The organism is Kushneria indalinina DSM 14324 (genome assembly GCF_003385845.1).
Taxonomy (GTDB): Bacteria; Pseudomonadota; Gammaproteobacteria; order Pseudomonadales; family Halomonadaceae; genus Kushneria; species Kushneria indalinina.
Map to the genome: position 1 here is coordinate 765,319 of NZ_QRDJ01000006.1, position 13,387 is coordinate 778,705.

Below are 13,387 nucleotides of genomic sequence, written 5' to 3' on the forward strand. Positions count from 1 at the left end.
CCGGGAATAACGGTTGCTATCAATAGCTTGCGTCAAACGGTTATCAAACCCTGCATGACTGCATCAGATTCGACTACTGGGCGAGACTATGATCGAAGTCAAACGAGGCCTGGATCTCCCCATCGCGGGTTCACCTTCCCAGACCATCGAAAATGGTCAGCCGGTGAAGCATGTGGCCGTTCTTGGCCCTGACTACATCGGCATGCGGCCGACCATGGAAGTCCGCGAGGGAGACCGGGTATCGCTTGGTCAGGTACTTTTTACTGACAAGAAAACCGAAGGCGTTCGATATGTGGCGCCTGCCGCCGGTGAGGTAGTAGCCATTAATCGTGGTGAGAAGCGCCGCCTTTTGTCGGTGGTCATTCGACTTGATGAAAACAGCGATAGTCAGGCGCCCGCTCTTGAGCGTCACGATCCCAGCCGTCTCGATACGCTTGAGCGACAAACGGTGGTCGATCAGCTGGTGGCTACCGGCCTGTGGACCAGCTTTCGAAAGCGACCCTTTTCCCGTGTGCCGTCGGTGTCCGAGCAGCCGCTCAACATTTTCGTGACGGCCATCGATACGCATCCCTTGAGTGCTGATCCGGCGCCCATTATCCAGGAGCGACGCGAAGATTTCGTCAATGGACTCAGGGTCATTCGACACCTGACCGAAGGGCAGGTCTATCTGTGTACGGCACCTGGTGCCGAAATTGCCGGTAGTGAGCTTGACGGAGTAAGGCATGAAAGCTTTGCCGGTCCTCACCCGGCAGGTCTTGCAGGGACCCACATACATTATCTTTCGCCGGTAGGAATCAGTCGTCAGGTATGGCACCTGAACTATCAGGATGTCATGGCCATTGGCACGCTGTTCACGGAAGGCCATCTGGATACGCGACGTGTTGTCGCCATTGGTGGTCCGGGCGCCAAAAAACCGCGTCTGGTACGTACGCGTCTTGGCGCAAGCCTTGATGAGCTGCTTGCCGGTGAAGTCGAAAGCGACAATGACGTTCGCATCATCTCGGGATCGGTTTTTGGTGGCAGTACTGCCAAAGAGGCAACGGCCTATCTGGGGCGTTATCACCTGCAGGTGTCGCTGATCGAGGAGGGCCACAAACGTGCGCTGTTTGGCTGGCTTTCACTGGGTTTGGACCGGCATTCCGCGACCGGTATCTATCTGTCGCGGTTGACGCGTCCGGCCTCCTTTCGTCCCAATACCAACACCAACGGCTCGGAACGTGCCATGGTGCCAATCGGTTCTTACGAACAGATTATGCCGCTGGATATTCTGCCGACCCAGCTTTTGCGTTCGCTGATCGTGGGCGACATTGAAGTGGCCATGCAGCTGGGTTGTCTGGAGCTCGACGAAGAAGATCTGGCGCTTTGCACCTATGTCTGCCCGGGCAAGTATGAATATGGTCCGATCCTTCGCGACAATCTGACAACGATCGAGAAAGAGGTCTGATGATGGGGATTCGTCGTTTACTGGACAATATCGAGCCCCACTTTCATGAGGGCGGGAAGTATCAACGCTTCTACGCACTTTATGAGGCGGTCGATACGATTTTCTATGCCCCGGGTCATGTGACCGGGTCAACTTCTCACGTGCGCGATGGTATCGACCTCAAGCGCATCATGATCACGGTCTGGATGTGTACCTGGCCGGCCATGTTCTTCGGGATGTACAACGCAGGCCTTCAGGCCAACGTTGCCATCGCTGACAACTATGGTGCGCTGGCGGGCTGGCGCGAATCGGTCGTCATGGCACTCGCCGGAGGGCATGATCCTGGCAGCATCTGGGCCAACTTCGTGCTTGGGGCGACATGGTTTCTGCCGATTTACGCTGTCACCTTTATCGTGGGCGGCTTCTGGGAAGTCCTGTTTGCCATTCGTCGTGGTCATGAGGTCAATGAAGGCTTCTTTGTAACCTCTGTGCTGTTTGCCCTGATTCTGCCGGCGACCGTGCCGCTGTGGCAGGTTGCCCTGGGGATTACCTTTGGCGTGGTTATTGGCAAGGAAGTGTTTGGCGGTACCGGCAAGAACTTCCTCAATCCGGCCCTGACCGGACGTGCCTTTCTCTACTTTGCCTATCCAGCGCAGCTATCGGGTGACTCTGTCTGGGTGCCGGCTGATGGCTATACGGGTGCGACGGCGCTTTCGACCGCCGCTCAGGGTGGCGTAGAGCAGCTGGTGGCACAAACGCCCTGGCTCAATGCCTTTCTGGGTTTCATTCAGGGGAGTGTCGGTGAGACGTCGACCCTGCTGATTCTGCTGGGTGGTCTGGTCATGGTCTGGACCAGAGTGGCTTCCTGGCGCATTATTCTGGGTGTTTTCCTCGGCATGGTCGCCACAGCGACGCTGTTCAATTTTATCGGCTCCGATACCAACCCGATGTTTGCGCTGCCCTGGTACTGGCACCTTGTCATTGGTGGCTTTGCCTTTGGCATGATCTTCATGGCGACTGACCCCGTGTCGGCCTCGATGACCAACACCGGCAAATTGATTTTCGGTGGGTTGATCGGTTTCATGACAGTGCTGATCAGGGTCGCCAACCCGGCGTTCCCCGAGGGCATTATGCTGGCCATCCTGTTTGCCAATCTTTTCGCACCGCTGATCGACCACTTTATCGTTCAGGCCAATATCAAACGTCGGCAGAAGCGTCTTATGCCGTCAAGGGATAAGGAGGTTGCCTGATGGCCAGCAATGATTCGATCAAGAAAACGCTGACAGTGGCGCTGTCACTGTGCGTTGTCTGCTCCGTGGTTGTCTCCACGGCAGCCGTGGCGCTTAGACCCACACAGCAGCAGAATCAGGAGCTTGATCGCAAGACCAATGTATTGCAGGTCGCCAACCTGCTCGAGCCCGGGCAGAGTGTGGAGCGTCAGTTCAACGAGATCACCCAGCGTGTGGTGGATCTGCGTACTGGTGAATACGCTGAGGATATCGATCCGGACCGCTTTAACCAGATTGCCTCGACCCAGGACCCGGCCATGTCGCGCACGTTGGGCGGCAGCCAGGACCGTGCGGGCCTCGGCGGTCGTGTCGAAAACTATGCTACGGTCTTTCTGGTAGGTGACCCCGATAATCCCGACGAGATTATTCTGCCGGTACGTGGTCAGGGTCTGTGGTCGTTGATGCTGGGATATCTGGCGCTTGAAGGCGACGGCAATACGGTGGTGGGCCTTTCGTTCTACGAGCAGGGTGAGACACCAGGGCTTGGCGGTGAGGTAGACAATCCTCGCTGGAAGTCGCTCTGGCCCGGCAAGGAAATTTACCCTGAAGGCAGCAACGACCCCGCGATCCGACTGGTCAAAGGGGGCGTTGGCAGCAACACACCTGATGCCGAACACAAGGTGGATGCACTTTCCGGTGCCACCCTCACCAGTACCGGTGTGACCAACCTGCTGCAGTTCTGGATGGGCGACGAAGGCTTCGCCAACTATCTGGCGCGCTTTCGTGACACTTCACAAGGAGCTTGATCATGGCGAAAACTGATACGGCCAGAGGTCTGCTGATAACTCCGATCTTTCAGAATAACCCCATTGCACTGCAGATTCTCGGGATCTGTAGCGCGCTGGCGGTCACCAATTCCATGAGCACATCGCTGGTCATGGGGCTGGCGGTTATTGCGGTGACGGCATTTTCGAACATGTTCGTCTCGTTGATCCGCAATCACATGCCGTCATCGATTCGTATCATCATTCAGATGACCATTATCGCCTCACTGGTCATCGTGGTGGACCAGCTCCTGAGAGCCTTCGCCTATGATCTCTCCAAGCAGCTGTCGGTGTTTGTGGGGCTGATCATTACCAACTGCATCGTCATGGGGCGTGCTGAAGCCTTTGCCATGCAAAATGGTCCCGGCCTGAGCTTTCTTGACGGTGTCGGCAACGGTCTGGGCTATACCTTTATCCTGCTGGCCGTCGGCTTTTTCCGCGAGCTGCTGGGGTCTGGGTCGGTGTTCGGCATTACCATCATGCAGACCGTCAACGATGGTGGCTGGTACCTTCCCAACGGTTTGATGCTGCTGCCGCCGTCGGCATTTTTCGTGATCGGGCTGCTCATCTGGGCCATCAGAAGCTTCAACCCGGAGCAGGTTGAAAGCAACGAGTTCAAAATCACTACCAACACCAAGCCGCAGGCTGCCGAGGGGAGCGCGTGATGTTCGAACATTACCTTAGCCTGTTCATCAAGGCCGTATTTGTCGAGAACATGGCGCTGGCCTTCTTTCTGGGCATGTGTACCTTTCTGGCCGTCTCCAAAAAGGTATCCTCTGCCATCGGTCTGGGCGTTGCGGTGATCGTGGTGCTCACCATCACGGTGCCGGCCAATAATCTGATCCTCAACTATCTGCTCAAGGCCGGTGCGCTTTCGTGGACGGGTGTTGAGGGTGCCGAGAACATTGATCTGTCGTTTCTGGGTCTTCTGAGCTATATCGGCGTCATCGCTGCCATTGTTCAGATTCTCGAGATGTTTCTCGACAAGTTCGTGCCTGCGCTCTACAACGCGCTCGGTGTCTACCTGCCGCTGATTACGGTGAACTGTGCCATCCTGGGGGCGGCGCTTTTCATGGTGCAGCGCGACTACGCCTTTGGTGAATCGGTCATTTACGGTCTTGGTGCCGGGTTTGGCTGGGCGCTGGCCATCGCAGCACTGGCCGGCATTCGTGAAAAACTCAAGTACAGCGATGTGCCTGCCGGACTTCAGGGATTGGGTATCACCTTCCTGACGGTTGGTCTGATGTCACTGGGCTTCATGTCGTTTTCCGGCGTTCAGCTGTAAGCGGCGGATCATCGACTGAGCAAGGAAACGAGTCATGGTAGATATCTCTGTCATTATCGTTGGCGTGGTCATGTTCACGCTGATTATTCTGGGCCTTGTGGCCATTATCCTTACCGCTCGCAGCCGATTGGTCAGCAGCGGTGAGGTGACCATCGAGATCAATGGTGATCCCGAAAGCACCATCAAGACCCAGGCCGGGGGCAAGCTCTTGCAGACCCTCGCCGGTCAGGGCATTTTTCTGTCGTCTGCCTGTGGCGGCGGCGGGTCCTGCGCACAGTGCAAGTGCCGCGTGCAGGAAGGTGGCGGGTCGATCCTGGCTACCGAAGAGAGCCATTTCACCATGGGTGAAAAGAAGGAAGGGTGGCGTCTCTCCTGTCAGGTGCCGGTCAAGCAGGATATGAAGATCGAGGTGCCCGAGGATGTGTTCGGCGTCAAGAAATGGGAATGCACCGTTGTTGACAATGACAACGTGGCCACCTTTATCAAGGAGCTGACGCTGCGTCTGCCCGAAGGCGAGAACGTGGCCTTCCGTGCCGGTGGTTACATGCAGCTTGAGGCGCCGCCGTATGAGGTCGATTTCAGCAATTTTGATATCGCTGAAGAGTATCGTGGTGACTGGGACAGGTTCGGGTTTTTCAATCTGAAAACCAAAACAACCGAGCCGGTCATTCGCGCCTACTCAATGGCCAACTATCCGGAAGAGAAGGGTATTCTCAAGTTCAATATCCGTATCGCCACGCCGCCGCCCAACTCCAGCCATCAGCCGGGTCTCATGTCGAGCTGGGTCTTCAGCCTCAAGGCCGGTGACAAGGTCACGGTGTATGGTCCCTTTGGCGAGTTTTTCGCCAAGGATACCGATGCTGAAATGATCTTTATCGGTGGCGGTGCGGGCATGGCCCCCATGCGAAGCCATATTTTCGATCAGCTCAAGCGTCTGGGTAGCGAACGCAAGATCTCTTTCTGGTATGGCGCACGCTCGGTTCGCGAGTCGTTCTACAACGACGAGTACGACCGGCTGCAGGAAGAAAATCCCAACTTTGAGTGGCACCTGGCACTGTCGGATCCGCAGCCTGAAGACAACTGGACCGGCAAGACCGGGTTTATCCATAACGTATTGTATGAAAACTATCTGAAGGATCATCCGGCCCCGGAAGACTGTGAGTACTACATGTGTGGGCCGCCGATGATGAATGCCTCGGTCGTCAAGATGCTTCTTGACATGGGGGTTGAGCCGGAAAACATTCTACTTGATGATTTCGGCGGCTGATTCAGCGCTTCCTTCCACGGCATCGGTATTCCCGATGCCGTTTTTATTTGAACTCTATTAACATGATTGTGCTGCCAGCATTGGTACTTGTGCGGTCAGGGCAGTTAAAATGATGATTACGGTCAAACCCTGGTGGGCGATGACCGACAACGAACAGGAGCGATCCATGCTGTTATGGTTGATGGTTCTGGCAGTCATGCTGCTTATCGTAGGCGCCATGTCAGTAGGCGTTTTATTGGGACGCAAGCCCATCAGCGGTTCTTGCGGTGGCCTCAATAATCTGGGGCTCAAGCAGGGCTGCGATATTTGTGGCGGCAAGGATGAGGTCTGTGAAGAGCAGCAGCGCAAGGAAAAGCTGCAGCTGATGGCTCAAAGGCCCGAGCTGGCTTTCGATGCCACCCGCAAGCCGGGAGCCTAGTGAGTCATGCCGACCTATCAGTATGATGTTGTAGTGCTTGGGGCCGGGCCCGCGGGGGAAAGCGCCGCTGTTAATGCTGCCAAACATGACAAGCGAGTCGCCATCGTCGAGCTTCAGTCAGCGGTGGGCGGCAACTGTACGCACAAGGGCACCATTCCATCGAAGACGTTGCGTCACGCGGTCAAGCAGGTGGTGCAATTCAACAATAATCCCATGTTCAGGGATCTCGGAGAGCCTCGCTGGGTCTCCTTTCCTCGCATGCTCGAGCGCTCCCGCCGGGTGATCGAGGATCAGGTCGCGATGCGGACACGCTTTTACGCGCGAAATCGTATTGATGTCTTCTTTGGAACGGCCTCCTTTGCCGATCCTCATACCATCCAGATCGGTGACGGGCATGGCACCAGCGAATCGCTGGTTGCTGAAAACATCGTTATTGCTACTGGCTCGCGCCCCTATCGACCCTCGGATGTCAATTTCAGACATCCGCGCATCTACTGCTCCGACACGATCCTGGGTCTGTCACATACACCCCAGCGCATCATGATCTACGGCGCCGGCGTTATCGGCTGCGAGTACGCCTCGATCTTTTCCAATCTGGGCGTCAAGGTCGACCTGATCGATACCCGCGATCGGCTACTGTCGTTTCTGGATGATCAGATCAGTGACGCGCTGTCCTATCATCTACGCAACAACGGCGTGCAGATTCGCCATAACGAGGAGTATTCCCGCGTTGAAGGGGATGAATCCGGCGTTACCCTGCATCTCAAGTCAGGCAAGAAGATGCGTGCCGATGCTTTCATGTGGGCCAATGGCCGCACGGGTAACACCGATACGCTCAAGCTTGAGAATGCAGGGCTTGAGTCGAATTCGCGTGGGCAGCTTCAGGTCGATACCAGCTACCGCACCAAAGTCGAGCATATCCATGCCGCCGGTGATGTCATCGGCTGGCCCAGTCTTGCCAGTGCCGCTTATGATCAGGGACGTTCGGCATCCGGCGACGCTCTGAGCAAGGATTCGCGCTTCGTGGATGATATTCCCACGGGTATCTATACCATTCCCGAGATCAGCTCACTGGGCAAGACCGAGCGGGAGCTGACGGAGGCGCGAACGCCGTATGAGGTGGGGCAGGCCTTTTTCAAGGATACCGCGCGGGCTCAGATTACCGGCGACACGGTAGGCATGCTCAAGATTCTGTTCAATCCGCGAACGCTCGAGATCTACGGTATCCACTGTTTTGGCGATCAGGCCTCCGAAATCCTGCACATTGGTCAGGCGATCATGAACCAGCCCGGCGAATCCAATACGCTGGCATATTTTGTTAATACCACCTTCAACTACCCGACCATGGCAGAAGCCTACCGTATCGCGGCGCATAATGGGCTTAACCGCCTACACTAGCGATGTAAATGAGTCTTGTGTCAAAGCGCCGACCATCAGGTCGGCGTTTTTATAGAGTAACTGTTCATCACAAGGAGGCGACCTTGTCTCGCAAGGAAAGCTGCGCTAAGACAAGCGATCTGACGCTGCATTTCAATCACGACATGCTGGTCGTGCATCGCCGCTATGAAGTCATCAGCATCATTAATGATGTATTGATCGGACTCTGGTTTCTGTTGGGAAGTATCTGCTTTTTCTATTCATCACTAATGATGATCGGCACCTGGCTGTTTGTGATCGGCAGTGCGCAAATGCTGATCAGGCCGGTCATTCGATTGAGCCGACACTTCCATTTGAAGCGACTACCCCAGGCCAGTGACGATTTTTGAGTGCCATCAAAATCGGTAACGATAGATGCGCAGACTGGGGATGAACGGCTCACTCTCAAGTCTTGAATCACCTCGCAGGGCGCGCGTTCGTTTTTCGGGAGGGGTGGGTGCCGGCTGATTGATCTGCGGCAGACGATTATCCGAGGCCGGGACGAACAGGGGTAGAGCCACATTCATGGCACGGCGCGTATGCCCGTCTTCCAGCGGCTCACGAAAAAACAGATTGGCGCGCATTAGCGGTGCCTGAGCCTGCACCTGTGCCAGCATTTCGCCATCAGGCAGGCCTGCAAGCAATCGATACTGAATCTGGACGTGTGCCGCTTCATTGTTCAGTTTGGCCAGTTTGGCTTCTACCTCTGCAACGCTCATGCGCTTGATCGATCGCCCGCTGGAATACCAGGCGAGCCGAATGCGCGACACAGGGGCGTCCGCGATCGGCAGCCGGCGCCAGCACTGCTTGAGATGCAGGCGTGCCATACCGCTTCCCTTGAGATGATCATGCAGTACAGGGTGGCGAAAGGGCAGCGTGGCCTTGAGCTCGGCGATCATGGAAGGGTGCTGCTTTCGGACAACGCCCAGCTGCCGGGCGAAAGCATCCTTGCACTGATTTACCCTGTGCGCGTGTTCAAGCAGGGTGTCATTGGCGACGACCACGCCCACATGATCGCGCGTTGCACGACCGTCCTGTCCATCCTGGTACCAGTAGTCGGTCAGTGCCCGCATCAGCCAGTCGATATCGGCTTCACCATCAAAGCGCCACATGGCCGGAGGTTGCTGCCTTGCTGCTGCGATCAGTGCTTCCGTGGCTTCTACCAGCTCATCAAAGGCCTTCTCCAGCTCTGCCATCAGTTGATATTGCAGCGACATGATCGTTTCCATCCCGGTTCTGGAATATACCGTTATCTTGTGACATAAACAAAAACGGGGCAACCATTGCGAGATAAACGATGAACCATCAGCATCTGCCCCTGATGTTATGGCGACAGAGGCTGATGATTCGATGGGCTGACTCAGCGGTCCAGATATCGCTCGGTAATATCGCCGTAGGCATCGATACGACGATCGCGTAAATAGGGCCAGATGCGTCGTACCTGTTCACTGCGCGCCGGCGACAGCGTGACCAGAAGCTCTTCGGTATCTTCACCTGCCAGTGCCAGAAGCTCGCCCTGCGCTCCGGCAATAAAACTGCCGCCCCAGAAATCGATCCCGTCGCCCACCTGACTGGGGTCCTCTTCATGTCCGACCCGATTGGCGGCCAGTACCGGGATGCCATTGGCCACGGCGTGTGAGCGCTGAATCAGTGTCCAAGCATCCTTCTGGCGCTGTTGTTCATCCGGCGCATCTGCCGGGTCCCAGCCGATGGCCGTGGGATAAAGCAGCATGTCAGCACCGGCCAGCGCCATCAGGCGCGCGGCTTCGGGATACCACTGATCCCAGCAGACCAGTACCCCCAGGCGACCGACGGACGTGTCGATAGGCGTGAAGCCCTTCTGGGGGCCGGCGTCGCCGGGCGTAAAGTAAAACTTCTCGTAAAACCCGGGATCATCCGGAATATGCATCTTGCGATAGATGCCCGCCAGGCCGCGATCGGTATCCAGTACCACGGCGGTATTGTGATAAAGCCCGGGCGCACGGCGCTCGAAAATGGAGCCCACGATCACGATATTCAATTCTCTGGCCAGTTCGGCCAGAAACTGCGTCGTCGGACCTTCCAGCGGCTCTGCCAGGTCAAAGACGTCGGTGTCCTCGCACTGACAGAAGTAACGCGTGGCGTGCAGCTCCTGAAGCAGGACAAGACGTGCACCACGTTCGGCCAGCGAGCGGATGCCTCGCTCGCTCTCGGTCAGACTTCGCTGCTTGTCGTTCCAGGCCTTTTGCTGAACGACACCGACTTCAATGCTATTCATCAGTAGTGTTTCTCCGCGCATCAGTTTTCGATCGCTTTCAGTGAGCCCGCGGGCAGCTGCATGGTCAGACAATGCAAACTGCCGTGCTGTCGGATGACCTGGCGGCAGTCAATGGGGATGATATCGCGCTCGGGAAAGGCTTCCGACAGCGCCTTCAGCGCCGCATAATCGGCCGGGTCGGCGTAGGCCGGCATCAGGACTGCGCCATTGATGATTAGAAAGTTGGCATAGGTTGCCGGCAGACGGTGACCATCCTCCGGATCGAAGCAGGGCGCGGGCCAGGGCAGGGCAATCAGCCGATAGGGCTGGCCATCAACGCGACGGAAGGCCTTCAGTTCCTGCTCCATGGCGCTCAATGCTTCAAAGTGCGGATCCAGCGGGTCATCACAGCGGACGTAGGCGATGGTCTGTTCGTCGCAAAAGCGTGCCAGCGTATCGATATGGCTGTCAGTGTCATCACCTTCCAGATAGCCGTTTTCAAGCCATAGAACACGATCAATGCCCAGGTTTTCCCTGAGATGCGTCTCTACATCTGCCTGCTCAAGGTGTGGATTGCGGTTGGGGTTCAAAAGACAGCTGCGGGTGGTCAGCAGTGTTCCCTGACCGTCGGTCTCCACGCCGCCGCCTTCCAGCACGAGGTGCTGCATGTCCTGCAGTTCAGGGGCAAAAATCTCCTGCTCTGCCAGCACGCCATTGAGAGCATTGTCACGTTCGGCAGGGAATTTGCCTCCCCAGCCGGTAAATCGGTAGTCCAGCAGGCGCAGGGTGGCGTTGTCCATGACGGTCAATGGGCCATGATCGCGTGCCCAGGTATCGTCACTGGGTGCCATCACCAGTGATAGACGGCTGTCGGGAACGCCCAGATTGGTCAGTGTCGTGGCAAGGCGTTGCCGGGTATCGTCATCCGGCAGGGTAACAAGCACATGCTGATAGCGGGCGATAACCTCGATCAGGGTGATGAACGTGGTTTCGATGGCATCCAGCAACGACGCCCAGTCGCTGTCCCGGCCGGGCCAGCTGAGCAGGACGGCCTGCTGGGGTGTCCATTCGGGTAGAAACTGACGGGAGGAAGGGCCCTGGTTCATGGCAACAGTGTTATCCGCTCGATCGATGGGGCAGGAGTCTGCAGGTGTCGGCGCATGGCCTGAAGCGATATTTTACCACCGACAGGGATTAAGGCGACGCCTGATGCAGGGTGACATAAAAGTCCGTACCATATCGGCTCCTGTCACTGGATCCCAGGCCAATAATGCTTGATCGAATTCCTTTCCTGATCGGGCTTCGCTATACGCGAGCCAAGCGGCGCAACCACTTCATCTCCTTTATATCGCTGACGTCGATGCTCGGCCTGACGCTGGGCGTGGCGGTATTGATTCTGGTGCTTTCAGTCATGAATGGCTTTGACCATGAACTGAGAACCCGCGTACTGGGCATGGTCCCGCATACCCGCATCGAGGCGCAAAACGGTGTCAACGACTGGCGTGCGCTGGCAGAGCAGATGCAAAAACATGATCACGTTGTGGGGGCGGCCCCCTACATCGAGCAGCAGGGCATGTTCTCCTCCCGGGGCCAGACGCAGGGTGCCATGATCGAGGGCATTCTTCCTGACGCCGAGGAGAAGGTTTCCATCATCGGTAATCACATGGTGGGCGGGACGTTGTCTTCCCTGCAGCAGGGGGAGTGGAACGTTGTGCTCGGCAGTGGTCTGGCCCGAAACCTTGGGGTAGCGCTGGGCGACAGCGTGACCCTGCTGGTGCCCGAGGCTTCCATTACGCCCGGGGGCGTCTTCCCGCGTTTGAAGCGTTTCACCGTGTCCGGCATTTTTCAGGTGGGGGCGCAGCTTGATGGCAACCTCGCCTATACCAGCCTTGGTGACATGAAAACGCTGGCGCGCCAGTCCGGTGAAGCCCAGGGCGTGCGTCTGAAACTCGATGATCTCTTTCAGGCCCATGCGGTTACCCGGGACATCATCAATTCCATGCCGCCCGGCTATCGCGGGATCGACTGGACCTATACGCAGGGCAATCTTTTCCAGGCCATTCAGATGGAAAAGCGCATGATCGGGCTATTGCTGATGGTGATCGTGGCCGTGGCGGCGTTCAATATTGTCTCGACGCTGGTCATGGTCGTCACCGACAAGCACGCTGATATCGCCATCCTGCGCACGCTGGGCGCCACTCCCGGCTCCATCATGGGGATCTTCATGGTGCAGGGCATCACCATCGGCATTATCGGGATCGTGCTGGGGGTCCTTGCCGGGATCGGACTGGCGCTATCGATTGCCGATATCATCAGCTGGGTCGAGTCAGCGTTTGGCATTCAGTTTCTGGATCCCAGCGTGTATTTCATCAGCTATCTGCCTTCCCGCCTTGAGTTCTCGGATGTTCTGGTCGTCACCGGTGTGGCGCTGTTGCTGAGTTTTCTGTCGACCCTTTATCCGGCGTGGCGAGCTGCGCGGGTACAACCGGCCGAGGTGCTGCGCTATGAGTAGTCAACACGATGCGAGAAAAACGGTGGAAGGCGACATCATGCTGGAGTGCCGGGAGCTGACACGTGTCTATCAGGAAGGGCCGCAGGATCTGACCGTACTGGACAATCTGGAACTGACGGTGGCCGCCGGTGAGCGTATCGCGGTGGTCGGCAGTTCCGGCAGCGGCAAGACCACGCTGCTCAACCTGCTTGGCGGACTGGATCGTCCGACGCAGGGAGAAATCCTGATTGGCGGGCGCTCCATCAAGGGGCTTTCCGAGAGCGCTGTCGGCCAGTTTCGCAACCAGCACATCGGCTTTGTCTACCAGTTCCACCATCTGCTGGCCGAGTTCACGGCGCTGGAAAATGTCTCCATGCCGCTGATCATCCGCGGTCAGAGTCGCAGTGAGGCGGCCAAAAAGGCCAATATGCTGCTGGAAAGGGTCGGCATGGCACCCCGTGGGGAGCACAAACCGGGTGAGCTTTCCGGTGGCGAGCGCCAGCGGGTGGCCATCGCGCGGGCGCTGGTCACCGATCCCAGTCTGGTGCTGATGGATGAACCTACCGGTAATCTTGATCAGGTCACGGCACGCCAGATTCTGGATCTAATGGATGAAGTTGCCGAGCGCTCACGCAGTGCTTTCGTGGTCGTGACCCACGATATGGCGATTGCCCGGCATCAGGATCGGGTTCTGCGTCTGGACAAGGGTCGACTGGCGCCCGATGTCATGACCTGACAACATGTTATACCCATGAAAAAGGCCCGTCAGCATGGCTGACGGGCCTTTTTTCGTTGAAT

General features: G+C 57.0%; 14 protein-coding genes. 11 read left to right on the forward strand and 3 right to left on the reverse strand.

Annotated elements, in window-relative coordinates; genetic code table 11:
• Positions 1–88 precede the first annotated feature (88 nt).
• The 9 genes from C8D72_RS03515 (at position 89) to C8D72_RS03555 (ending at position 8,212) form a co-directional block, all read left to right on the forward strand.
• Positions 89–1,444: a Na(+)-translocating NADH-quinone reductase subunit A gene (locus C8D72_RS03515; RefSeq protein ID WP_115852997.1), complete on the forward strand. Its 1,356-nt coding sequence runs from the start codon at positions 89–91 to the stop codon at positions 1,442–1,444.
• A complete protein-coding gene (locus C8D72_RS03520) occupies positions 1,444–2,673 on the forward strand; it encodes an NADH:ubiquinone reductase (Na(+)-transporting) subunit B (RefSeq protein WP_115852998.1) in 1,230 nt (409 codons plus the stop codon). Before C8D72_RS03515 ends, C8D72_RS03520 begins: the two co-directional genes overlap by 1 nt.
• Entirely contained in the window at positions 2,670–3,458 is a 789-nt protein-coding gene (locus C8D72_RS03525) for a Na(+)-translocating NADH-quinone reductase subunit C (RefSeq protein ID WP_115852999.1), read from the forward strand. Before C8D72_RS03520 ends, C8D72_RS03525 begins: the two co-directional genes overlap by 4 nt.
• Positions 3,459–3,460: 2 nt before the next feature.
• Positions 3,461–4,141, forward strand: a complete 681-nt coding sequence (locus C8D72_RS03530) for an NADH:ubiquinone reductase (Na(+)-transporting) subunit D (RefSeq protein ID WP_115853000.1) — start codon at positions 3,461–3,463, stop codon at positions 4,139–4,141.
• Positions 4,141–4,761: an NADH:ubiquinone reductase (Na(+)-transporting) subunit E gene (gene nqrE, locus C8D72_RS03535; protein WP_115853001.1), complete on the forward strand. Its 621-nt coding sequence runs from the start codon at positions 4,141–4,143 to the stop codon at positions 4,759–4,761. The genes C8D72_RS03530 and nqrE overlap by 1 nt, the downstream gene beginning before the upstream one ends.
• Before the next feature lie 34 nt (positions 4,762–4,795).
• Positions 4,796–6,028 (forward strand): NADH:ubiquinone reductase (Na(+)-transporting) subunit F, encoded by a 1,233-nt coding sequence (gene nqrF, locus C8D72_RS03540; protein WP_115853002.1) that lies wholly within the window; start codon positions 4,796–4,798, stop codon positions 6,026–6,028.
• Positions 6,029–6,194: 166 nt separating this feature from the next.
• Positions 6,195–6,446, forward strand: a complete 252-nt coding sequence (gene nqrM / locus C8D72_RS03545) for a (Na+)-NQR maturation NqrM (protein WP_115853602.1) — start codon at positions 6,195–6,197, stop codon at positions 6,444–6,446.
• 6 nt (positions 6,447–6,452) lie between these two features.
• Positions 6,453–7,844 (forward strand): Si-specific NAD(P)(+) transhydrogenase, encoded by a 1,392-nt coding sequence (gene sthA / locus C8D72_RS03550; RefSeq protein WP_115853003.1) that lies wholly within the window; start codon positions 6,453–6,455, stop codon positions 7,842–7,844.
• 83 nt (positions 7,845–7,927) lie between these two features.
• A complete protein-coding gene (locus tag C8D72_RS03555) occupies positions 7,928–8,212 on the forward strand; it encodes a YrhK family protein (protein ID WP_245955131.1) in 285 nt (94 codons plus the stop codon).
• Positions 8,213–8,218: 6 nt separating this feature from the next.
• On the opposite strand, the gene C8D72_RS03560 is transcribed toward C8D72_RS03555, so the two are convergent.
• The 3 genes from C8D72_RS03560 to C8D72_RS03570 all read right to left on the reverse strand — a co-directional run bounded on the left by C8D72_RS03560 (position 8,219) and on the right by C8D72_RS03570 (position 11,204).
• Positions 8,219–9,079 (reverse strand): DNA replication terminus site-binding protein, encoded by an 861-nt coding sequence (locus C8D72_RS03560; protein WP_115853603.1) that lies wholly within the window; start codon positions 9,077–9,079, stop codon positions 8,219–8,221.
• A gap of 143 nt (positions 9,080–9,222) precedes the next feature.
• Complete coding sequence (locus tag C8D72_RS03565; protein WP_425453248.1) at positions 9,223–10,119, reverse strand: carbon-nitrogen hydrolase; 897 nt, start codon at positions 10,117–10,119, stop codon at positions 9,223–9,225.
• 20 nt (positions 10,120–10,139) lie between these two features.
• Positions 10,140–11,204, reverse strand: coding sequence for an agmatine deiminase family protein (locus C8D72_RS03570; RefSeq protein WP_115853005.1), 1,065 nt, complete (start codon positions 11,202–11,204; stop codon positions 10,140–10,142).
• A gap of 164 nt (positions 11,205–11,368) precedes the next feature.
• Here C8D72_RS03570 and C8D72_RS03575 point away from each other — a divergent pair, with 164 nt between their 5' ends.
• Positions 11,369–12,610 carry a lipoprotein-releasing ABC transporter permease subunit gene (locus tag C8D72_RS03575; RefSeq protein ID WP_115853006.1) on the forward strand — a complete coding sequence of 414 codons (1,242 nt, stop codon included), beginning with the start codon at positions 11,369–11,371 and terminating at the stop codon, positions 12,608–12,610.
• On the forward strand, positions 12,603–13,325 hold the full coding sequence (gene lolD, locus C8D72_RS03580; protein WP_245955132.1) for a lipoprotein-releasing ABC transporter ATP-binding protein LolD: 723 nt from the start codon (positions 12,603–12,605) through the stop codon (positions 13,323–13,325). Before C8D72_RS03575 ends, lolD begins: the two co-directional genes overlap by 8 nt.
• The last annotated feature ends 62 nt before the right edge of the window (positions 13,326–13,387 follow it).

Coding starts and splice junctions, on each gene's coding strand:
- nqrM (WP_115853602.1), top strand. CDS start 6,195: ATGCTGTTATGGTTGATGGTTCTGGCAGTCATGCTGCTTATCGTAGGC.
- C8D72_RS03565 (WP_425453248.1), bottom strand. CDS start 10,119: ATGAATAGCATTGAAGTCGGTGTCGTTCAGCAAAAGGCCTGGAACGAC.
- C8D72_RS03560 (WP_115853603.1), bottom strand. CDS start 9,079: ATGTCGCTGCAATATCAACTGATGGCAGAGCTGGAGAAGGCCTTTGAT.
- sthA (WP_115853003.1), top strand. CDS start 6,453: ATGCCGACCTATCAGTATGATGTTGTAGTGCTTGGGGCCGGGCCCGCG.
- nqrE (WP_115853001.1), top strand. CDS start 4,141: ATGTTCGAACATTACCTTAGCCTGTTCATCAAGGCCGTATTTGTCGAG.
- C8D72_RS03575 (WP_115853006.1), top strand. CDS start 11,369: ATGCTTGATCGAATTCCTTTCCTGATCGGGCTTCGCTATACGCGAGCC.
- lolD (WP_245955132.1), top strand. CDS start 12,603: ATGAGTAGTCAACACGATGCGAGAAAAACGGTGGAAGGCGACATCATG.
- nqrF (WP_115853002.1), top strand. CDS start 4,796: ATGGTAGATATCTCTGTCATTATCGTTGGCGTGGTCATGTTCACGCTG.
- C8D72_RS03520 (WP_115852998.1), top strand. CDS start 1,444: ATGATGGGGATTCGTCGTTTACTGGACAATATCGAGCCCCACTTTCAT.
- C8D72_RS03570 (WP_115853005.1), bottom strand. CDS start 11,204: ATGAACCAGGGCCCTTCCTCCCGTCAGTTTCTACCCGAATGGACACCC.
- C8D72_RS03530 (WP_115853000.1), top strand. CDS start 3,461: ATGGCGAAAACTGATACGGCCAGAGGTCTGCTGATAACTCCGATCTTT.
- C8D72_RS03515 (WP_115852997.1), top strand. CDS start 89: ATGATCGAAGTCAAACGAGGCCTGGATCTCCCCATCGCGGGTTCACCT.